The sequence below is a fragment of the Streptomyces sp. NBC_00353 genome (assembly GCF_036108815.1).
Classification (GTDB): domain Bacteria; phylum Actinomycetota; class Actinomycetes; order Streptomycetales; family Streptomycetaceae; genus Streptomyces.
Genome location: NZ_CP107985.1, coordinates 369,377 through 391,185, shown reverse-complemented (window position 1 = coordinate 391,185; position 21,809 = coordinate 369,377). Strand labels below are relative to the sequence as shown.

Below are 21,809 nucleotides of genomic sequence, written 5' to 3'. Positions count from 1 at the left end.
CCACGCCGCGATCATGGAATGCCGTTGGACGGAGACCTTTGCGTTACATGCACGGGTCACTCACGTGGGGCTGATGGAAATCGTCTTCGGGCAGGTCAGGGCCCTGTGCTTTCACCGCGGCACACGGCCGGCCCTGCTCGCGTGGTTGCGTCAGCGGCCTGCGCCAGGGCCGTGCGGAGGCGGTGTGTGCCGCCGCACCCGACACGGGCCGGCGCGGGAGACCATGTGATCGGCCCCCGCCATCGCCCACCGCTCACCGCCCACCGGGCCGCCGGCTGCGGAGGTGAGAACGGGGCGCTGGCACACCTTCCGGCGAGAGCGGTGGGCGAGTCTCTGCGGTTCGGCAGGCTGGTGCGATGCGTAGAGAGAATGTCGTCAGGATCCAGGCGGTCCGGCTCGCCGTGACGGTCGGTGCAGTTGTTGCCGCTGGGGTCCTGCTGGCCGCTGGGGCTTTGTTGTGCCGCCGCGTGTTCCGTTGCTGCTTTCGCGAGGTCGGTCCGCGGTTCGTGAGCAAAGAGGACGGTTGGGTGGGCCCGGGGTACTTCGTCGTCACCGATGTGGTCGTTCGTGTTCTGTGCCGGCCGCCGAAGTACGTATTTTGACGGCTCGTCCTGCCCGGGCCGGCTTCGTTGTCGTACGGCGGTGAGAAGTGCCCGTCAGGATCGCCTTGTTGGTCACAACAGGGCAACGTTGATTCAGCTGACGTGCCGGTGTGGAGCAGACTTGTCTACTTCTTCGCCTGCTCCCAGCCAGAGGAATCATGCGCCGCATCGTCACAGCGTCCACGCTCGCAGCAGTGGGCGGGCTTGTTGAGTCTCACCGCGTGTACCGGCAGCGACGGCACAAACCATCGGCAGCCCGGTCCGCGCGCTGTTCTCAGGTTGGGCCAGGGCGCCGACACCGCCGGTGCCGAGGGCAGGGGGACGGTGCAGATCACCCCGGATACCGTCGTCTATACCGACAGGACCAGCTTTGGCACCCCCGAGCGCGGTCTGTTCGCCGTTGTCACCTTCCAGGCCATGAATCGGGGCAAGGCCGCGGTGAAGACCACGGCCGGCAGTGGTGGCTTCAGGTGGAAGACACCCGGCGGGCATACCGTCGAGCAGGGGGAGGGGAAGGGTGCGGGAAAGATCGCTCCCGTCGGTTTCAGTGAGGGCGGCCCGGCCGTGCGGCCCCACACCTACCAGGCCGAGACCGTTGCCTTCGACATCACCGCCGCCGAGAGGGGCGGCACGCTCGTCTACGGCGATGGCGACGGCGTCGCTTTTTACTGGAAGGTCCCTTCCACGAGTTCAGGGCCCGCAGTGCCTGCGCTGAGGAGCGCACTGCAGTAGCGCTCATCGCTCGGAGCCCGTTGCGGACTCGAAGCTGAGGGCAGAGCGGGGATCCCGGGATTGACGGGGCTGGGTCTGCGGTCGAGCGGGGCACGGTTGTCCTCCGCGCCGGCGAGGCCGGCCCCGCAGGCCGTCCGCCTCGCCCGGCCGGCCTTCGCGCCCGGCCCCGGCGGTGCGGGTGATGAGGTGGTCGCGGATCTCCACCAGCCGGCCACACCGGGACGGCTCGGGGCGAAGCACACAGCGGCGGACGCAAGGCCTCTGTGAGCCGGCGACAGCCCGGTCGAGCGGGCGGGAGGGAAGATCGTGATTCTCTCGGCTCGCCTCGGCGCGGGAACTACCGTTGCGAGCATGGTCGAACATGATGTTCTCAGTGCCACCCGCGAGGCCTACGACGCTGCTGCCCCCAGCTATGCGCAACTGTTTTGCGACACGCTGCGTGAGCGGCCCCTGGACCGTGCGATCTTGAGCGCCTTCGCCGAGGTCGTCAGTGCGAGTGGGGACAGTCAGGTCGCGGACCTGGGGTGCGGACCTGGCTATGTCACCGCTCATCTGGATGAGTTGGGGCTGGCGGCGTTCGGTGTCGATGCCTCTCCCGCGATGATCGAGCTGGCTCGGCAGGCCTATCCGGGCCTGCGGTTCGACGTGGGCTCGATGGCCGCGTTGGACATCGCCGACGGTGTGCTGGGCGGCGTGCTCTCACGTTGGTCCATCATCCACACTCCGCCGGAGGAACTCCCTGCCGTCTTCGCGGAGTTCCACCGTGTGCTGGCGCCTGGCGGCCACCTTCTGGTCGGCTTTTCGGCAAGCGATGATCCGTCTCACCCGACGCAGGTCTTCGATCACGCGGTCGTACCGGCCTATCGGTGGTCGCCTGATCACCTCGCCGCGATGCTGCGCAAGTCGGGGTTGGCCGAGGTGGCCAGGATGGTTCGCGAGCCTCAGCCCACCGACCGACGGCAGTTCCAGGAAATTCAACTGCTCGCCCGCAAGGCCTAGCCCAGGAAAGGGGCAGTGCCGGTGCGGGTGTGTCCGTAGATCACTTGGTTGACATCCTCCCCCAGCTAAAGCAGGGGGATTCCTAGCTCACCTCGCCTGGCACCTAGCAGGTGGCAGGGCTTACAAGATCAGCACTAGCCGGGTTGAGACCAGCCCGGACGAGCATCACGTGGGCGGAGTTCTTGTCCCTGGGCGAGACGGTTCCGCACACGGTGCACGTATACGTTCTCTCGGAAAGAGGTAGGCGGTGCTTGGCTCTCGCTCCGCAGGGTGCGCAGTCCATGGTGGTGTGCGCGGGGTTGACCAGGTGCACGGTGCGCCCGTGCTTGCGGGCCATTTCGATCAGTGCGGCTTTGGTGGCGCCGATCGCGGCGTCGGCAGCTTTGCGGGCCATGGTCGACTTGGCCAGGAACTTGGGCCGGAAGTCCTCAACCGCAAGGGCGTCATGGTCGCGGACAACGGACTTGGCCCATTTATGGGCGGTGTCCTGACGCTGCCTGGCGACCTTCTTGTGCAGCTTCGCGGTCTGCCGCTTCGCGTGCCGGTAGCCCTTCGATCCGGCCTGCCCCTTCGCTGGGCGGCGTCGGGCCATCATCCGCTGGTACTTCGCCAGGCGCTGGGCGGCGTTCTTCCCGTGCTGCGCGTGGGGAAGGTCGTGTGCGTCGGACGTCGTCGTGGCGGTTTCCTTCACGCCCCAGTCAATGCCGATCACACGGCCCGTCGCGGGCAGGTGCTCGGTGGTGGTCGCGACGACGAACGACGCGTACCAGTGTCCGAGGCTGTCGCGGTACACGCGCACGGAAGACGGCGGCTTGGGCAGGTCCCGCGACCACACCACCGTCAGGCTGATCCCGCCGGCCAGATGCAGACGCCCATCCTTGAGTCGGAACCCGCGCTGCGTGTAGTTCAAACTCGGGTCCGTCTGGTGCTTCTTCTTGTACTTCGGCATCCCGGCGCGCTGCCGCATCGGCAACCGGGCCTTGATGTCCTTCAGCGCCTTGGCGCGGGACTTCGCGAAGTCGCGGATGATCTGCTGCTGCGGCACCGAGCTGCCCTCGCGCAACCACGCCATCGCGGTACGGGCCTCGGTCAGCATCTTGTCCAGCCGGGCCGGCCCGCACTTCTCGTCGTCGGCGTGCGCCTTCTTCGACCTGGCCGCGCACTCGTTCCAGATCCACCGGCATCGCGCCCATTCCGCTTCAAGCGCGGAGGCTGCGGTCGACGACACGCGCAGCCGGTAGGTGTACCGGGCATGCCCGTCACCTGCCGTCTCTGCCGCTGTCGTCATGCATATCAACCTATCGGGGAGGACCGACAGTTGAGAACAATTGACCACGGTGGGGAAGCGCACCGTCGCGGTGGGCGGAAGCCCGATCGCCCTGGCGGCGATCCGGCTTTCCCTGCCCTGCTCCGCAGGAGTCCGATTCCTCCCCGGCCTGAAGGCCGGGGCATCCTCGGAGGCATTCGGTGATGTGCGGTGGCAGGCCGTTCATGAGGGCATCGGGGACGACGATGCGCCTTGTGCCCGCAGAGACCGTGCGCAGGTCACCGGTGTGGCGATGGAGCGGGCGTGTCGTCGCGGACCGCGTTCGCGACGCAGGCAGCCGGAGGTGTTGCATTGCGAGCCCTTCGACGTGATGCGCATCACTGTCCGGGTGTCTCGGGTCGGGCATGCGCGATCATGATCGGAATGGGCACGCGTTTCCTCGGTATCGCTGATCTGGTCGAAGCCCCGTCCGTGGCGGTCGTGGTCGACGTCATGCGTGCTTTCACCGTGGCTGCCTGGGCCTTTGCCCAGGGGGCGGAAAAGATCGTTCTTGCTGAGTCGCTGGACGAAGCCCTGGCGCTCAAGGCTCGCCACCCGGATTGGGTGGCGCTCAAAGACGGTCCGCCCGCGCCCGGGTTCGACACCGTCAACTCCCCGGGCCTGCTGCGGTCCGTTGACGTCGGCGGACGGACCGTTGTGCAGAAAACCACGGCAGGGACGGTCGGCGCCCTTGCGGTCAAGGAGGCGCACCTGGTGCTGTGCGCCAGCTTCGTGGTGGCGGAGGCAACGGCTCAGCTCTTGCGGACGCGCAAGAGTGACAGTGTCACGTTCGTGGTCACTGGCGACGACGGGCAGGCCGATGAAGATCTGGCGTGTGCTCAGTACATCGCTCGCAGGACCACCGAGGCCGGGACGGACGCTGCTGAGTTCCTCCGCCGCGCTGCCGAGTCGCGCGCCGCCGCCGAACTGGCGCAGGGGGTGCGTCAAGGAGTCCATCCTGATGACGTCGCGCTCTGTCTTGAGGTCGACCGGTTCCCCTTTGCCATGGTGGCGGCCTTGGAAGGCTCGCTCATGGTCCTGCGTCCACGCACGATGCCTTCGCTGACTGACAAGGACCCGGTCCGATAACGGGGTGAGGTCCGCTTTCAGCATGCGGGAGCGAGCACCCTGTCGGGTATGCGGTATCAACTGCATGTCCCGGGCGTGGTGGCGGTGCGGTAGAAATCGGCTGCGGTGACGGTGGCGGGCACGCCGAGTTCGGCGGCGACCGCAGCGATCGCGGTGGCCCCGACCGTGAGGTCGGCCTGGCCGTCGGTGGTGAAATACGGTGCGACGAACCTCTCGTAGTGGGCTCGGGCTTCGTCTGAGGTGTGCCCGCCGAGGAACGTCTGGATGTGTCGCACCGTGGTGTCGGGGTCGTTGCGGATCACCTGCAGGGCGCGCCGGTGGGCTCGTACGACGGCCTGGACCGCGGGGGCGTCCGGGTGGATGCAGGTGGGGTCGACGGCCAGGCCCACGGTGGGGATCTGGAAGTGGTCGCCGACCCAGGCCAGCACCTGCCAGCCGTGCTCGGCGGCGACCGCCTCCGGTGCCATGGTGCTGCCGACCAGGGCGGCGTCGATCTCGCCGTTGTGCAGCCGGCGCAGGTCCATGCCGTAGTCGCCGGGCGAGCGGACGACGGTGTGGATGTCGCGGTCCGGGTCGAGGCCGGCCCGGCGCAGCACGATCCGGGTGAAGCACCCGGGTGCGGTGTGGGGGGCGTGTACCGCCAGCCGCCGGCCGGCCAGGTCGGCCAGGGAGGCCAGGCCGGGGCGGGCGAGGAACCAGAACAGCGGGCGGTGGGTGTTGACATGGAGTGCGACCCAGGGGATGCCGTCGGTCAGTCGGGACAGCAGTGCCCGGCCGAGCCCGATCGTGACACCGCGGCGCAGCCGCTCCTCGTCCCAGGCGCAGCCGTCGCGCAGCGCGACGTGGACGCCCTCGTCGGCGTAGTAGTCCTGCTGATCGGCGATGTAGGCGGCCAGCTCCTCGTGCAGGCCCCGCCCGACGTAGGCGAGATCGATCGTGTGCATGAATGGTTTTCCTTGATCGTGCCGCCGTCACGCGCCCGCGCATGACGCGGGCGCTGCGGCCCATGGTCCCGAAGGAGGGGCGGTGCGCCGGGTGCGTGCCGGACCGGGACGGTACGCACCCGGTGCGCGGGGGACAGCGGGGCGTCAGTCCATCGACATTCCGCCGTTGACCGCGGCCGTGGTGCCGGTCATGAAGGCGTTGTCCTCACCGGCGTAGAAGGCGACCGCCTGGGCGACGTCGGCCGGGTACGCCAGGCGGCCCAGGGGAGTAGCGGCCACCTGCCGCTGCTTGTGCGCATCGTCGAACACGTCATCCGCCATGCGGGACTCCACCGGGCCGGGCGCGACGACGTTGACCGTGATCCCCTGCGGGCCCAGTTCCTGGGCGACGTACCGGGCGAACTGCTCCAGTGCGGCCTTGGCCGTGCCCAGTGCGATCATGCCCTCCCGGGGCCGGCGGCTGAGGCCGGTACCGAGATAGATGATGCGCCCCCAGCCCTGTCCGGTCATGGCGGGCAGGACAGCCTTCGTGACCAGGAACGCCGCATGCATCTCGGCGTCGAGCTTGCCGCCCAGTTCTTCCCACGTCATGTCCTGAAACGGCTTGACCGCATACGGGATCAGCGCGTTGTGCACCAGCACGTCAACGCCGCCCCATGCCGCCTGGACCTGCTCGACCATGCTCTCGACCGCCGCTGCCTCGCGCACATCGGCCTGCACGGCCATGGCCCGGCCGCCCGCGGCCTCGATGCCCGCCACGACCTTTTCGGCCGACTTGCCGCTGCGCAGGTAGTTGACCACCACGCGCATCCCTCGCGCGGCCAGAAGGCGCGCGGTGGCCGCACCGATTCCGCTGCCGGCGCCTGTCACCAGTGCCACCCTGCCCGTTGCCCCAGTCACAGTCCCACCTCCTGCTCATCATCGCGGGCCGTCGGCATGACCGCCCCAAGCCGTTCATCGTCGATCCCGGCCGGGACCTGAACATCACCCGCGTGCACCACCGCTGGGGCGCGGTCACACCCCTACCCCGGCCCGGCCGATCGCCGTCCCGAGCAGCGCGACTGCACCGTCGGAATCACGGTGGCACCGCACAAGAAGACCGATCCCGGCGACGAAATCCGAGGCACGGCGACGGGCGACCATGCCGTGAGGTGCGCCGTCAGGACGGCCTGCCGCCCCGGAAGACCGTCAAGCTCACAGTCGAGGCGCCCTGCGACGACGGTGCGAGCTGGACCGGCGGCCCGGGTGCGCGACCGGGGCCGGGGCGCGTTCACGGCCACGCCCGCCCCTCGTGCCGCCGTCCCGCGTCCCTGACAAACGCGGTGCAGGATCGAGCCATGGCACGCGATGCGCACCGGCTGCGCCTGTCCGGCCCCGGGTGACCTGCCATGTTTAGGATGGATGTCCCTCCTGTCCCTGATTCCCCGTTCCTGCGAGGAGACCGCCGCCATGCCCGCGCGCACTGTCCTCGTCCTCCAGCACATCGAGGTCGAAAAGCCCGGACTGATCCTGGACGCGTTGGACGGCAGCGGTCTCGACATCGACATCCGGAACCTGGTCGACGGGCGGGACGCCTCAGCGAGCGAACTGCCGCCCGTATCCGACCTGGCAGGACTGGTCGTGATGGGGGGTCCCATGAACGCCGATGACCTGGCAGGCCATCCGGCCCTGAAGCGGGAGCGGGAGCTGCTGGCCGACGCGCTGCGGTCCGGGACCCCGACGCTGGGCGTGTGCCTGGGAGCCCAACTCCTCGCCCGCGCCCACGGCCTGACTGTACGCACAGGTGCCGAGCTCGGCCACCCACGCGAGATCGGCTGGTCCCCGCTGTACGGCGTGGACCGTGACGATCCGGTCGTCGGCCCGCTGGCCGACGCCCCCGCCGTGCTCCACTGGCACGGCGACCGCATCGTGCCCGCTCCCGGCACTCGCGTCCTGGCCCGCACCGACACCACCCAGTGCCAGGCATTCCGGGCCGGCCCGGCCGCCTGGGGCCTCCAGTTCCACCTGGAGGTCACTCCCGGCCTTCTGGACGACTGGCTCGCCGAAACATCCTTCGCCACCGAGGCCAGGCACGCCCTCGGCCCCGACGCCACGGCCCGGCTGCAAGCTGACGCCCGCGCAGCCGCCACAGCCCTGCGCCCGCTGGCCGAGCGGAGCCTGACCCACCTGCGGAACCTCTTCGTGGAACGCGCCAACCTCTAGACCGTTACGCGCGAAGCCCGCCGAGCCCGCCGCCGCAGGACAAGCAGGAATCTCCCGGCGTCAGCCGGCAGAGCACCTCAATGCCTGCCCTGCGACCACGACCCGGATTCCAGGGCGTCTCGCAGCATGGCACGGGACGTGATGCCCAACTTCGGGTAGATCTGGTAAAGATGGGTACCGACAGTCCGGTGGGAGAGGAACAGACGCTCCGCTATCTGCTTGTTGGTCAGTCCGGAGGCGGCCAGCCGGGCTGTCTCCAGCTCCTGGGGCGTGAGCGTATGCACCTTCGACGCCTCGGTGCGCCGCCTGCTCCAGCCGGCGGCCCGCAGTTCCGCCTCGGCACGTTCCGCCCATGGCCGGGCTCCGAGATGTTCGAACGCGGACAGCGCGGCGCTGAGAGGCCCCCTGGATTCGATGGTCGCCCTGCCGCGCCGCAACCGCTCGCCATAGGCCAGCTGGATGCGGGCGAAGTCGAACGGCCACCGCTGCGCACCGGGTACCGCCAGGGCTTTCGCGAACAGCTGGAGAGCTTCGTCGTCGGTGGCGGCGCACAGGGCGGCACAGCCCTCCGTCAGCAGGGCGTGCCGTGAAGAAATCGCGGCCACGTCGGCCTCGCGCATCGCGCGGACATGGCCGGCTGCCTCCGTCTGCCGGTCGGTCCTGACCGCCGCCTCCACCAGGTCCATCGTCACCCACAGAGCATGCGGTACGTGTGAGGCCAGACTCCCCGCCGGGCTGACGGCGGTCGCGTGCTCGTATGCGCCGGCAACGTCACCGCGTCCCAGAGCTGCCACGGCCGCGGCGTGATGGCCATGGTGCGCGGCGCAGGACGCTCCTCTGGGCACGGCCCAGCGGATGATCCGCTCGGCTGTCGCCTCCGCCTCGTCCGCCTCCCCGCGGGCGGCACCCACGATCGCCTGGATGTACAGGAAGTACCAGGCGAAGGCGGTGTAGCCGTGTGTCTCGCACAGCTGGACCCCCTCGTCGGCCAGTTGCGCCGCCTCGTCCCACATCCCGGTGAGGTAGTCGTCCAGGCACAGGTGGATCAGAGCGGCCAGGTACCGGCGGGCCGGGCCGCCGTTGCGTCCCATGCGCACCACACGCCAGGCCGCTTCGCGGACGTCGCCGAGCCGGTCGAGGTAGAGGGCTGCCGTGCCGGCCCGCGTGATCTGGACGGGGTCGGTCACGCCGGCCAGTTCCGCCACGAGCTCGTCGAGTTCCTCCGGGGCCGCGGCACCTGTGCGTGCCGGGTCGGAGAACGTCTTGCCCAGCGCGGACAGGACCACGGGCACCTCGGGCGTCAGCTTCTCCAGCGCCCGGTAGTACGGCTGCCACAGGTCGTGCCGGGCACCGAAGAAGCAGATCAGCGCAAGCGTGTCGAGAGCGTCTACGAGCGCCTTGTCCTGGGCGTCGTACGCGTGGGTTCCCGTCTCGATGGCACAGACCAGCAGGCGGTGGGCTGTGTCGATGTCACCGTCGCCGTTCAGGAGGAGAAAGGCAGTTGCTGCCGCCGAGTGCAGGGAGTTCTTGTGATCGGGGGCCGCGCGCCTGGCCTCGTCCAGGAGCCTTTGGGCGCTTGCCAGCGCGCCGGTGGATTCGGCGCCGACGTAGGCCGCCTCGGCGAGCCGGCGGGCGCGGTCGGGGCCGGGCGGGGTGAGGTCCGCGGACCGGATCAGTGTGCGCATGCTGCCCGCGGCGTCACCGCGGCGCAGAGTGATCCGCGCCGCGTGCTCCAGCAGGGCGGCCACGTTCTCGTCCGGTTCCAGGGTCGCCTCGCCCAGGTGCCAGGCCCGCCGTTCGGGCTGGTCCACCAGGACGTGGGCGAGCGCGGCGTGCACCGCACGCCGCTCGCCGCTGGTGGAGTTCCCCACCACCGCGGAACGGATGAGCGGATGACGAAACCTCAGCCGTCGTACTCCTTCGTCGATGTGGACCAGTTGCTCACGCTCGGCGGGCGCCAGGTCGTCCAGGCCGTACCCGGCGTTCGCCTGCCGCGTGGCCGCCTGCAGCACCCCGAGATCGCCCGTGCCTTCCAGCGCGGCCACCAGGAGCAGACACTGCGACGGCCGCGGCAGAGCGGTGACCCGGGAGCCGAACACTGTCTCCAGGCGCCGGCTGAGCGGCAGCACGGCGGGGACTTCGCCGGCCGGGCCCGGCGCCGTGGGCAACGCGGACGGCAGCTCCAGCAGAGCCAGTGGGTTGCCATGCGCCAGCGCCAGCAGGTGCCGGCGGGCGCCGGCGACCAGGTCCGGGAATCTTGTACTGACCAGGTGGGCCGCCGACGCTTCGTCCAACGGCTGCAGCCGGTATTCGGTCAGGGCACCACCGTCGTACAGGCTCCGCGCTCCGGAACGCGACGCGGCCAGGAGGCTCACGCGGATGCCGGTCGTCCGTCGCGCGACGAAACCCAGTACGGCCGCACTCGCCCGGTCGATCCAGGGGAGATCGTCGACGATCAGCAGAAGCGGGGTGCGGTCGGCGATCGTTCGCAGCAGGAGCAGTACGGCGTTGGAGACGATCAGCCGTTCCGGAGGTGAGCCGCTTTCGAAGCCGAGCGCGACGTGCAGGGCGCTACGAAAAGGTGCCTGCAGTTCACCGAGTGCGTCCTGGAACGGATAGAGGACCTGGTTGAGACCCGAGTAGCTGTAGTTCGCCTCGCACTGCACACCGGCAGCACGCAGAACCCGGGTTCCTTGCGCGTGGGCTTCCTCGGCAAGAGCGTCCAGCACTGCCGTCTTCCCGACTCCCGCGTCTCCCGACAGCAGCAATGCTCCACCCCCGGCCCCGAGGCCCAGAAGGTCACGGATCCGCCGCAGGTCACTGTCCCGGCCGACCAGGGGGCCGGCCGTACCGTGCTTGAAGGAGTCACTGCCGGTCATCACACGCTCCCATCGCAGTTCGTGGGTCAGAGGGGGGCTGGGCGAGGTAGGTTCGACGGCCGCGTGCCGCCGCGCGTCGAAGGTGGGGTTCACAACTGCTGGGCACACAAGCCGCTTTGGCGAACGTGGGCACGTTTGAGTGAACGGTGTGACGGTCGGTGGGTGTGTCTGGTGGGGTGTGCGTCATGTTCTCGGTGCGATCTGGGACGCCGGGTGTGGCGTCGGCGGTCGGGGCCCCCGTGTCACCAGCGAGATGGTTCGGGGCCTCCCTGTCGCCTCTGGCCACGCCCATATGGCCAGGTCGTAGGGATTCCGCCCGCCCGGGACGGACCGCATACGGGATATGCGTCGCCGACCAGGATGCGAAAGCGGAGGACCAGCGCGCCCAACACCGTTCGGGGCGCACCGGTGAGTCAGGACTCACTCCTGCTCACTGCCCAGGAACGGTGGCTCGCCGGTGAGGCCGTTGACGGTGAGCCGGCCGAGGTCGTGGGCGGCGAGAGTCAGTCCTGCCATTCGGCGGGGCCCCAGGGGCGGATGAGGATGCGCGGGGCTCCTTCAGCGGTGCGCTGGGCCTCGCTCACCCGGCGCGGCCGGCTCATCTCCCGCCGCAGCTGGGCCGGTTCTTCCAGTTCGTCGGTGGTCAGCCGGCCATCGCACTCGCCAGCATCGGCCTCGGCCTGCCGGATCCATCCTCCCCGCACGGTCGGGATACGGCCCCGGCCTGAGTGGTGGTTGCTTGCTCACGGGCTTCGGCCCGGTCGTGCGGTATGTACGCACTGTTGATGTACGCACTCTTGGTCGACGTTGCTGTGCAGCAGCCCCGCAGCGGGTCGGCGGGCGCGATGACCGCAATGCCGGAGCGCTTCAGATCCTTGACGACGCCGTTCCAGCTGGAGGAGTCCGCGAAGGAGCCGTGCACCAGCACCACCGGCGGCTTGGCGCCCGGGTGGTGAGACTCGATCTCGGTCGCCTCGGTGGCGCCGGCGGGCGTGGTGACCATCAGGGCCAGCGCTGCCGCACCGGCGGCGGTTCCGAGGGCGGCGTATGTCCGGAAAGAGTGGCTCTTGAGCTTGCGGTTCATCGGTGATCTCCCTGTCGGATGCGTCGGTGACGGCTCCGGGATGCGGACTGTCCGGCGCCACATCAAAACCCTAGAGCGAAATTACCTCGTGTACAAGTTACAAGTGAGTGATTCGCTCGCGGAAGAGATGATGGATCATGGGCGCGACGCGCCTGACCAGCGATGTCACAGGAACGGAAGCGCTTCCTGTGACCTGTCACACCAAATCGGTAGAAAAGGGACAGTTGGGCTGTTCCTGCTCGTGAACGACCCGGTTGCACTTCACCTGCTACGCCGCCTCCCGCACGGTGACCGGCGTGTACCGGCCATCGCTCGGGGCGGTCGACCTGACGACCCTCACGCCGCTGCCCGGAGGTCAACGGCCCTCAGTGCACGCCGGCGTCGGCCGGCGACGGACAGGGCGTCGGGGTGCCCCTCCCCGAGGAGGATGCCGCGATGCGCGAACGCATCCTCGCCGATGCCCCGCCCCGGCGAGGCCGTCGGGCTCCGGGCTCACAACCGAGGAGATCGCCGCCGCCTGCGCGCCGTCGCCGCCCGGGGCCACGGGGCGCCGCCCGTGCCTTCGTGCGGGCGGGCGGCATCGGTGTCCCGCCGGTCCGGTGGCCGTCCAGGAGCGGGCGCAAGCGGGCGCAGCGGACCGGGGGAGAAGCCTGTGCCGGACGGTTCGCGCTACTCGCGCATGTGCTGGTGGGCGTCGTCGCAGAGCGCAGCGTGTGGACGCACGGCGGACGCCACCGCGACGTCATCCCCTTCAGCGGCACCGATCTCGAGAGCGGGATGTACGTGGCCGGACCTCGCAACATCCACCCGCGGTAGCCGGCCGCGCCGGAGCACGGGCCGGGTGGGGGAGCGGGGGCACGGGAAAGCCGGCGCTGAGCGATGCGGCTCTCTCACCGCGGGGCTCGGGGCGACGTCACCTCGGAAATGGCTCTTGCGCCGAGCGGGCGCGCCCGGCGCTCAGCGAGACACGTAGCCCGGCCGCTTCAGTGGCAGCTGCGCCGAACCTCGCGGTCCCGGCTGATACCGGAGCGCGAGGCGCAGGGCGCAGGTGGCGGACCGGCGGTGGATGCTCGAGCGTGGACGGGGCGGCGATTCAGTGACGGGCGGCAGCCGGGTCAGGCTGCGGAGAGGTTGGCTGTCAGACGCTCGAGGAAGCACTTGGCATCCTCGATCTCACGAGGGCCCAAGCCGACAGCCTCCCCCATGGCGACGGGAACGGCGAGAGCGCGCTCGCGGAGCTCGGTCCCCTGCTCGGTGAGGGTGATCTGCACCGAGCGCTCGTCGCTCGCCTGGCGCTCGCGCCGGATGAACCCGTGAGCCTGCAGGCGCTTGAGCAGCGGGGTCAAGGTGCCGTAGTCGAGCTGCAAAAGCGTGCCCAGGGACTTGATGGGGAGGGCGCCGTGCTCCCACAGCACCAGCATCACCAGGTACTGGGGATAGGTCAGATTGAGCTCCTCCAGCAGCGGGCGGTAGCGACTGGTCACCGCGCGCTGCGCTGCGTACAGGGCGAAGCACATCTGGTCCTCGAGGAGCAGGCTGACCTCGGCGGTCTCGCCCTGTCCGGCACCGGTCTCGATCTTGCTCATCATGACTCCTCCTCCGCGCGAATCTTTCACGCATAGTTAGCATACCCCAAAACTTACATGCTCAACATTATATTGTGCACACTTAATAGGCTGGATCAGGTCGCGCCGGTTCTCGCCCGCCGCCGGCCCGCGAAAACAGAACTGGCCGACGGGCCGGTCCTGTGCGGTGCAATCGCGGGTCAAGCTCAAGCGCAGGTCGAGCTCAAGCGCAGGTCGAGCTCAAGCGCAGGTCGAGCTCAAGCGCGGGTTCGAGCTCAAGTGCAGGTCGAGCTCGAGCGGGGGTCCGCTCGTCGATGGCTCGGTGCACTGCAGGCGGCCGGTGTGCGGAGTATCCCAGGATCCTGTTCGTCGGCGCGCCCTCGAGCCGGGCCGGTCGCGGCCATCCGGTGCCTGTGTGGCCCGCATCCCTCCACGTCTTTGAGGATCTTCCGGTGGGCCTTCGCCCGGCTCCCGCCGTGACGGACCGGCTCGGCCGGGGACGCCGTCGCCGGGAGCGGGCGGGCTCGACATGCTGATCGGCGATGCGGGCGAGACGGTGTGCCTCCCGTCGAAACCGTGGGCCGCGTGAGAAGCGGCCCTCCGGAGCGCTGAAACTCCGGACGCCGTGTCGGCGCCGCCGGGCTCGCACCGCAGGATGACCGCCTCGCGGAAGCTTCCCCGAAGGTCCCGCACGCGCCGACTGTACCGGCGGCCGCCCGGGGTGCACCCCGAACCCCGCCCCGGCCCCGGACTCGGCCGCGTCCGGGACGGCCGCCACCCGGCCCCGGAGGCCGGGGCCGCCGCCGGATGTTTCCTTTGCCACACTCTCAGTTTTCAAGTTTTACTTGCACACGATTTAAGTGTCAGATAGGTTTCTTATCAGGTTGAACCGCAGGATGAGCCACCCCACCGCCCATCCCGGCCGTTCACCACAGCGAGCCGGGGCCGCACCTGTCGCCCCGAATGCCGCAATCACCAGAAGAACCGGTGACGCACGGATGTGTGAAATTCACCGACGCCAACAAACAAGGACATCCCCATGGATCTGAAGCTCGAAATGATCGTGCTGCCCGTCTCCGACATCGACCGGACCAAGGCCTTCTACGAAGCGCTGGGATTCCGCCTGGACGTCGACTACACGGCCAGTGACGACTTCCGGGTGGTCCACCTCACGCCGCCCGGCTCCGAGTGCTCGATCATCTTCGGCGAGGGAATGACCTCCACCGCCCCCGGCGCGATCCAGAGCCTGTACCTCATCGTCACCGACATCGAAGAGGCCCACGCCGAGCTCACCAGCCGCGGCATCGACGTGAGCGAGGTGTTCCACGACGCCGGAGGACTCCTCCACCACGGCCACGACGTCGGAACCGCCGTCCACCGCGGCGCAGGCCAGGAACGACGGACCGGCCCGCACCCCGACCGCGCCTCCTACGGCTCCTACCTCACCTTCAGCGACCCCGACGGCAACGGCTGGGTGCTCCAGGAAGTGGTGAACCGGGCCCCCGGCCGCTGACACCGCATCAACCACCCGGCGGTGCAACGGTCATGACCGACCCGGACCGCGGCCACCCCCTTTCAGGCCCTGGCCACAGCACCCGCAAAGCCGGACACCGGACGGCGGCACCGACCCGGCCCAGGGCGCCGGCACCGAACCGCCAGGCGCAAAGGCGCGCCCCGGCACCGGCGGTCCGGAGAGCACGTCGGCACCGAACCGCCAGGCGCGAAGGCGCGCCCCGGCACCGGCGGTCCGGAGAGCACGTCGGCACCGAACCGCCAGGCGCGAAGGCGCGCCCCGGCACCAGCGGTCCGGAGAGCACGCAACCGCATCAACCGAGCACTGCAGCCCTTGCGGATCTCCCCGGTGAAAGCGGGGGAACAGCGCGCGGCCAGGTGCCGGGCCGCCGAATCCACCTGAGTTGCAGAAGCAGTGATGAATGGAGCAGTAATGAACGAGACCACCCGCACCTACGATGTGATTGTCATCGGCGCTGGGCCGGTCGGTGAGAACGTGGCCGAACGTGCCCGTGCCGCCGGTCTCAGTACCGTGATCGTGGAGCGTGAACTGCTCGGCGGGGAGTGCTCGTTCTGGGCCTGTGACCCCAGCAAGGCGCTGCTGCGCCCGGTGGTGGCGCGCGCCGACGCACGCCGCATACCCGGACTCAACCCGGCGGTGGCCGGGCCGCTGGACGTCGAGGCGGTTCTCGCGCACCGCGACAAGATGTCCTCGTACTGGAAGGACGAGGACCAGGTCGACTGGCTGGACTCGGTCGACGTCGATCTGATCCGCGGCCATGGCCGCCTCACCGGTCCCAAGCAGGTGTCGGTGCAGACTCCCGACGGCGACACCGTCGCCCTGACCGCCCGGCACGCGGTGGCCGTCTCCACCGGAACCGGCGCGGCTCTGCCCCCTATCCCGGGCCTGGACACCGTTCGCCCCTGGACCAGCCGTGAGGCGACCAGTGCGGGCAAGGTCCCCGGCCGTCTGGCCGTGGTCGGCGGCGGTGTGGTGGCCGTCGAGATGGCCACCGCCTGGCAGGCGCTCGGTTCCCAGGTGACCATGCTGGTCCTCGAGGACGCGTTGCTGCAGCGGATGGAGCCGTTCGCCGGCGAGCTGGTGACCGACGGTCTGCGGGAGGCCGGTGTCGATATCCGGTTCGAAACCTCCGTGACCTCTCTGGCGCGCGAGGGCGGCGAGGTCCAGATCACCCTGGCCGATGGCGGGCATCTGGTGGCGGACGAGATCCTGCTGGCCACCGGCCGTGCTCCGCGGACCTGGGACCTGGGGCTGGAGACGATAGGTCTCACCCCGGGCGACTGGCTGAAGGTGGACGACACCTTCCGAGTGACCGACGTCGCCGACGGCTGGTTCTACGCCGTCGGCGACGTCAACCGCCGCGCCCTGATGACGCATCAGGGCAAGTACCAGGCCCGGATCGCCGGCGCTGTCATCGGGGCCCGCGCCAACGGGGAACCGGTCGACGACGCGCCCTGGGGCGCGCATGTCGCCACCGCTGACCACGTGGCCGTCCCGCAGGTTGTCTTCACCACCCCCGAGGTCGCTTCCGTCGGTCTGACCAGCCGCGAGGCCGAACAGAGCGGGCGCCGGATCGAGGTGGTGGACTACGACCTCGCACACGTTGCGGGCGCCCACCAGTACGGCGAGGACTACCGCGGCCGGGCCCGCATGCTCATCGACACCGACCGCAACACCGTGGTGGGCGTCACCTTCGCCGGACCCGGCGTCGGGGAACTGGTGCACTCCGCCACCATCGCCGTCGCCGGCGAGGTACCCCTCGACCGGCTCTGGCACGCCGTCCCCGCCTTCCCCACCCTCGGCGAAATCTGGCTGCGACTGCTGGAAACCCACCGAGGCTGAAGGCAGCCACTGCGGGACGCCCGGACCCGACCAGCTTTCCGGCGGTTCGCCGCACGGCCGTTGTTTCCCCAACGCCGGCGAGCCCAGCCGGAAAGCCCTCCGGCAGGTATCGCCCGTCTGCGTCTGCGTCTGCGTCTGAGTGCGCGTGCGCCACAACTGGCCCGGGTTGAGGACCACTTGATGACGACCGAAGATCACAAAACTGTTGCCGGTCCATGGCACCGGCACCGGCGCACGGGGCGGGATGTCGGCGTACACCTGAATGTGCCCAGCCGCGTACGACTGAACGTGCTCAGGTTTGCCGCTCCGGATCAGCTGTTCCGCCGGTACGCTCCGGGTGCGGTCCCGTGCGTGCGTTTGAACGCGTTGGCGAAGGCGAACTCGGATGTGTAGCCCACCTGGGCAGCGATGGATCTCAACGGTGCGTCCGATGTGCGTAGCAGGCGCGCTGCCGTGGTCATCCGCCACCAGGTCAGGTAGCCGAGGGGCGGTTGGCCGATCAGCAGGGCGAAGCGTCTGGCGAACGGTGCCCGGGAGAGTCCGGCTTCCGCAGCGAGTTTCGCCACGGTCCAGGGTGCTGCCGGGTCTCGGTGGATGGCGTGGAGGGCGGCGGTGACCGGTGGGTCGTTCAGTGCGGCGGCCCATCCGGTGGTGTCTCCTCGGGCGGGCTGTTCGGTGAACCAGATGCGCAGGATGTACAGCAGCAGTGTGTCCAGGAGGGCGGGGACGACTGCGTCCGTGCCCAGACGCGGGTACTCCATCTCGGCGGCCAGGAGTTGCACGGCTGAGCGCAACTCGGGATGGCGGCCCGAGTGTGCCGGCAAGTGGATCAGATCCGGGAGGGTCAGCAGCAGCGGGTGAGTGCGGGACGGGTCGAGCTGGTAGGCCCCGCAGAGCACTACGGTGACCGGACCGCCGTCTCCGCTCCGGTCGACGCTGTCCGAGGCGTAGGCGTCGTACTGCTCGTGGTTGTCGGGGCCGCATGCAGAGGCTGTCACGAGGGATTCGGGGCTGTCGGCCAGGGTGTGCCCGCTGCCGTGGGGGAGGAACACCACGTCGCCCGTGCCCAGTTGGACGGGCTCCGCGTTCGGAGGCAGCAGCCAGCAGGAACCCTGCAGGATCACCTGGAAGCCCGCCGACCCGGGGACGGAGGCGAACTCCTGTCCCCACGGGGCATGCCACCGCACATGCGCCGACCGGGGCCGGCCGGTCCGTGTCACCGCGACTACGTCGCTGAGTACATCCATGCGCCGAGAGTACGGGTGCGAGACGCACGCGCATGAACTGGGCGGTCTGGCGCATGGATCGTCTCCGAGTGCGGTCGTAGATTCGCGGCATGACGATGATGAAGACCACGCGAATCCACGAGTACGGCGATGCCTCCGTGGTCCGCTACGACGCCGTCCCCCGTCCGCGGCCCGCCTTCGGTGAAGTGCTTGTCCATGTCGCCGCGACCTCGTTCAATCCCACCGAGGCCGCTCTGCGCGCCGGACTGCTGCACGCGTTCTTCCCCGTGGACCTGCCCTACACGCTCGGCTGGGACGTCGCCGGCACTGTGGCCGAGATCGGCGCAGGGACGGAGGGCTTCGCCGTCGGCGACCGGGTCATCGGGCGGCTCGACAGCGGGGGTGCGGCTGCCGAGTACGTCCGCGCGCCCGCTGCCGTGCTGGTCGCCGCGCCGGCGTCCATCCCTCTCGCGAACGCTGCAGCCCTTCCCGTGGCCGGACTGACGGCCTGGCAGGCGGTGTTCGAGCACGGGAAGGTGGCCGCTGGTCAGCGGGTGCTGGTAAACGGTGCGGGTGGCGGCGTCGGAGGCTTCGTGACGCAGCTCGCCAAGTACGCGGGGGCGGAGGTGATCGCCACGGCCAGTCCTCGGAGCACCGAGGTGGTCCTGCGGCAGGGGGCGGATCAAGTGATCAACTACACCGCCAGGCCGGTGAGCGCCGCGCTCGACGGTCCGGTGGACACTCTGCTCAACCTGGTCCCGCTGAGCCCGCCGGGCGCCGCAGCTCTGGCGCCTCTGGTGCGGCGCGGCGGGAGGATCATCTCGATCGCAACCCCGATCGAGCCGGCTGCCGACGCCGGGGTGAGCGCGATGCACATGGTCGCCCGCAACGATGTCGCACATCTTGCGGCGCTCGTGGAACTCGTCGACGCGGCCGCGCTCAGCATCGACATCAGCGAGTCGCGGCCACTGACCGACCTCGCAGACGTCCATCACCTCAGCGAAGCCGGACGGACCCGAGGCAAGGTCATCGTCATCCCTTGAGCCCAGGCGGCCGGACCTTGATCTCGGGTCCCGCGCCGGCCAGTCGCTGGGCACGTTCCCGTGTACCTGGCTGAGCACCTTGACGAGTACGCCGACACGGGACCGCTGGACAGTCCCAGGACCCGCCCTGTTACGTGAGCCTCTTCATGACGGCACGCGGTGAAGCGGCGACCCTGCTTGTCCGTCCCCTCACCACGGTGACGCCGGCGGCACTGAGCCGCATGACTGTCATGACGCCTGCCGGCGTACCGCGTCAAGTTACCTAGGAAGACGCCACCACCCCGTGCGGAGCCCAGGTCACATTCCGGATTACCGATGGGGCAGCCCAGGCCCAGCATGGAAATGCGCCGGAAAGCAGGAGAGGGCCACACGGTCCCAGCGCCGGCCAGTGGGATCGACGCGTCGCAAAAACGTCTGCGAACCCGTCGCCGAATCCCGCCTCACCTGCAATTCATTGAGACATCAAGGAGACCACCATGTCTGTTACCTCTGACCAGCATGCGATTCGTCCGTTCACGTTCGAGTTCCCCGAGGCGGACCTCAAGGACCTGCGGGCGCGCATCGAGGCCACGCGCTGGCCGGAGAGGGAGACTGTCGTCGACCAGTCGCAGGGCACCCAGCTGGCCACGATGCAGAAGCTGGCGCACTACTGGGCGTCGGAGTACGACTGGCGCAAGGTCGAGGCGAAGCTGAACTCCTACCCGCAGTTCATCACCGAGATCGACGGGCTGGACATCCACTTCGTCCACGTCCGCTCGAAGCACGAGAACGCCATGCCGGTGATCGTGACGCACGGGTGGCCGGGTTCGGTCATCGAGCAGCTGAAGATCATCGAGCCGCTCACCAACCCCACGGCCCACGGCGGCGACGCCTCGGACGCCTTCCACGTGATCATCCCGTCGATGCCCGGCTACGGCTTCTCCGGCAAGCCCACCGAGAAGGGCTGGGGCCCGGAGCGCATCGCCCGTGCGTGGGGTGAGCTGATGAAGCGCCTGGGCTACACCAAGTATGTGGCGCAGGGCGGCGACTGGGGTGCGATCGTCACCGACCTGATGGGTGCGCAGGAGCCCGAGGGTCTGGTGGGCATCCACACCAACATGCCCAAGGTGATCCCGGCCGGCATCGATGCCGCGCTCGCCAAGGGTGACCCGCTGCCCGAGGGTCTGTCGCTTTCCGACGAGGAGAAGGTGGCCGTCGAGCAGCTGGGCTTCACCTACAAGCACGTCTACTACGCATACATGATGGGGGACCGCCCGCAGTCGCTGACCGGGCTGGCGGACTCCCCGGTCGGTCTGGCGGCGTTCATGCTCGACCACGACGCGAAGAGCCTGGCCATGATCTCCCGGTCCTTCGACGGGGTGACCGAGGGCCTGTCCCGGGACGACGTCCTGGACAACATCACGCTGTTCTGGCTGACCAACACGGCGATCTCCGCGGCCCGTCTGTATGCGGAGAACACGACCTCGTTCTTCGGTATCAACAACGTCAAGCTCCCGGTCGCCGTCAGCGCCTTCCCCGACGAGCTCTACCAGGCCCCCAAGAGCTGGACCGAGCAGGCCTACCCCAACCTCGTCCACTACAACCGGCTCCCCAAGGGCGGCCACTTCGCCGCCTGGGAGCAGCCGGAGTACTTCGTGAACGAGGTCCGCACCGGCTTCCGCCCCATGCGCTGACCGACCGCGCCCGACCGACAACACACGCCCTCGCTCGACGGGGCGGCCAGGCGGCTCGACACCGAGCCACCCGGCCGCCCCGGGGCCCACGGCCGCCCCGAGCGTCTCGTCCACGAGCTCACTCCGGGCGCGCCACCGGCACATCATGTGCGGTTTCCCGCCGGCGCGTGCGGACGCCGGAGATCACATCCCCACGCTCTGTCCCTTTGCAGCGGCCGCCATGTCGGTGACGCAGACTCCCCACAGCACCGTTCCTGGGCAGTGAGCAGGAGTGAGTCCTGACTCACCGGCGCGCCCCGAACGGTGTTGGGCGCGCTGGTCCTCCGCTTTCGCGTCCCGGTCGGCGACGCATATCCCGTATGCGGTCCGTCCCGGGCGGGCGGGATCCCTACGACCTGGCCATAGGGGTGTGGCCAGAGGCGACGGGGAGGCCCCGCACCATCTCGCTGGTGACACGGGGGCCCCGACCGCTGACGCCACACCCGGCGTCCCAGATCGCACCGAGCACGCTACGCACACCCCGCCAGACACACCCACCGATCGTCGCACCGTTCACTCCATCGTGCCCATGTTCGCCAAAGCGGCTTGTGTGCCCAGCAGTTGTGAACCCTTCCGCCCCGGAAGGGTGCCATCCCAGATCTTGCGTGGGAATCCCGGCCTTCAGGCCGGGCGGGAAACGCATCCTGAGACCCGGAGCCGCGAAGCGGCGTAGTACGGTGCGATCCTGCTTCGGCAGCGGTCAGGGCTTGGCCGTCATGAGACCCAGTGCGGTCAAGTGAGAAGCCGCCTCGTTTACGAGGGGGAGGAGTCACCGTCATTTCCGGAGAACGCATGTCCTTGGGCAGCAGCTCTGCCCGTCGACGCCTCGTGGCTGCCGGCCGTCACGGACTACGCGAAGGGCCGGCACAGCGGGGGAGCAGCGTCCGAACGCCTGCGAGACCTCTGGCTCGCCGGACAAGGGCGGCGTCGCCGTACCACAGCGCTCCCGGCCGCGCTCACAGGGCTCGATCATTCCGGCCGCCGACAGGACACGGCGACACGATGAGCCGTCGGGACGTGCACGGAAAGGGCCGCGAGGTCAGAATCGGG

General features: G+C 69.4%; 16 protein-coding genes. 9 read left to right on the top strand and 7 right to left on the bottom strand.

Going from position 1 to position 21,809, the window contains the following annotated elements; all coding sequences use genetic code 11:
• The first annotated feature begins 881 nt into the window (after positions 1-881).
• The gene (locus OHA88_RS01785; protein ID WP_328623907.1) at positions 882-1,334 is read left to right on the top strand and encodes a hypothetical protein; all 453 of its coding nucleotides are present in this window, start codon (positions 882-884) and stop codon (positions 1,332-1,334) included.
• Positions 1,335-1,685: 351 nt separating this feature from the next.
• Complete coding sequence (locus OHA88_RS01780; RefSeq protein ID WP_328623906.1) at positions 1,686-2,333, top strand: class I SAM-dependent methyltransferase; 648 nt, start codon at positions 1,686-1,688, stop codon at positions 2,331-2,333.
• 103 nt (positions 2,334-2,436) lie between these two features.
• Here OHA88_RS01780 and OHA88_RS01775 read toward each other — a convergent pair whose 3' ends face one another.
• The gene (locus tag OHA88_RS01775; protein ID WP_328623905.1) at positions 2,437-3,621 is read right to left on the bottom strand and encodes an RNA-guided endonuclease InsQ/TnpB family protein; all 1,185 of its coding nucleotides are present in this window, start codon (positions 3,619-3,621) and stop codon (positions 2,437-2,439) included.
• Positions 3,622-4,023: 402 nt separating this feature from the next.
• Between OHA88_RS01775 and OHA88_RS01770 the strand changes: the two genes are divergently transcribed.
• A complete protein-coding gene (locus OHA88_RS01770; RefSeq protein WP_328623904.1) occupies positions 4,024-4,728 on the top strand; it encodes a 2-phosphosulfolactate phosphatase in 705 nt (234 codons plus the stop codon).
• 56 nt (positions 4,729-4,784) lie between these two features.
• Here OHA88_RS01770 and OHA88_RS01765 read toward each other — a convergent pair whose 3' ends face one another.
• A complete protein-coding gene (locus OHA88_RS01765; RefSeq protein ID WP_328623903.1) occupies positions 4,785-5,672 on the bottom strand; it encodes an ABC transporter substrate-binding protein in 888 nt (295 codons plus the stop codon).
• A 144-nt stretch (positions 5,673-5,816) separates the two neighbouring features.
• Positions 5,817-6,572: an SDR family NAD(P)-dependent oxidoreductase gene (locus tag OHA88_RS01760; protein WP_328623902.1), complete on the bottom strand. Its 756-nt coding sequence runs from the start codon at positions 6,570-6,572 to the stop codon at positions 5,817-5,819.
• A 549-nt stretch (positions 6,573-7,121) separates the two neighbouring features.
• Here OHA88_RS01760 and OHA88_RS01755 point away from each other — a divergent pair.
• Positions 7,122-7,874 (top strand): type 1 glutamine amidotransferase, encoded by a 753-nt coding sequence (locus tag OHA88_RS01755; RefSeq protein WP_328623901.1) that lies wholly within the window; start codon positions 7,122-7,124, stop codon positions 7,872-7,874.
• Positions 7,875-7,951: 77 nt separating this feature from the next.
• Here OHA88_RS01755 and OHA88_RS01750 read toward each other — a convergent pair whose 3' ends face one another.
• Both OHA88_RS01750 and OHA88_RS01745 read right to left on the bottom strand, forming a co-directional pair.
• Positions 7,952-10,753 (bottom strand): helix-turn-helix transcriptional regulator, encoded by a 2,802-nt coding sequence (locus tag OHA88_RS01750; RefSeq protein ID WP_328623900.1) that lies wholly within the window; start codon positions 10,751-10,753, stop codon positions 7,952-7,954.
• Between the two features lie 643 nt (positions 10,754-11,396).
• Complete coding sequence (locus OHA88_RS01745; RefSeq protein ID WP_328623899.1) at positions 11,397-11,837, bottom strand: hypothetical protein; 441 nt, start codon at positions 11,835-11,837, stop codon at positions 11,397-11,399.
• A gap of 435 nt (positions 11,838-12,272) precedes the next feature.
• On the opposite strand from OHA88_RS01745, the gene OHA88_RS01740 reads away from it, so the two are divergent.
• Positions 12,273-12,653, top strand: a complete 381-nt coding sequence (locus OHA88_RS01740) for a hypothetical protein (protein WP_328623898.1) — start codon at positions 12,273-12,275, stop codon at positions 12,651-12,653.
• A 299-nt stretch (positions 12,654-12,952) separates the two neighbouring features.
• Here OHA88_RS01740 and OHA88_RS01735 read toward each other — a convergent pair whose 3' ends face one another.
• Complete coding sequence (locus OHA88_RS01735) at positions 12,953-13,426, bottom strand: MarR family winged helix-turn-helix transcriptional regulator (RefSeq protein ID WP_328623897.1); 474 nt, start codon at positions 13,424-13,426, stop codon at positions 12,953-12,955.
• 1,015 nt (positions 13,427-14,441) lie between these two features.
• Here OHA88_RS01735 and OHA88_RS01730 point away from each other — a divergent pair.
• Positions 14,442-14,915, top strand: coding sequence for a VOC family protein (locus OHA88_RS01730; protein WP_328623896.1), 474 nt, complete (start codon positions 14,442-14,444; stop codon positions 14,913-14,915).
• Between the two features lie 432 nt (positions 14,916-15,347).
• Entirely contained in the window at positions 15,348-16,778 is a 1,431-nt protein-coding gene (locus OHA88_RS01725) for a dihydrolipoyl dehydrogenase family protein (RefSeq protein ID WP_328623895.1), read from the top strand.
• 311 nt (positions 16,779-17,089) lie between these two features.
• Here the strand turns inward: OHA88_RS01725 and OHA88_RS01720 are convergent, their stop codons facing one another.
• Entirely contained in the window at positions 17,090-18,025 is a 936-nt protein-coding gene (locus tag OHA88_RS01720) for an AraC family transcriptional regulator (protein ID WP_328623894.1), read from the bottom strand.
• Positions 18,026-18,114: 89 nt separating this feature from the next.
• On the opposite strand from OHA88_RS01720, the gene OHA88_RS01715 reads away from it, so the two are divergent.
• On the top strand, positions 18,115-19,047 hold the full coding sequence (locus tag OHA88_RS01715; protein ID WP_328623893.1) for an NADP-dependent oxidoreductase: 933 nt from the start codon (positions 18,115-18,117) through the stop codon (positions 19,045-19,047).
• A 476-nt stretch (positions 19,048-19,523) separates the two neighbouring features.
• Entirely contained in the window at positions 19,524-20,720 is a 1,197-nt protein-coding gene (locus OHA88_RS01710; RefSeq protein WP_328623892.1) for an epoxide hydrolase family protein, read from the top strand.
• The last annotated feature ends 1,089 nt before the right edge of the window (positions 20,721-21,809 follow it).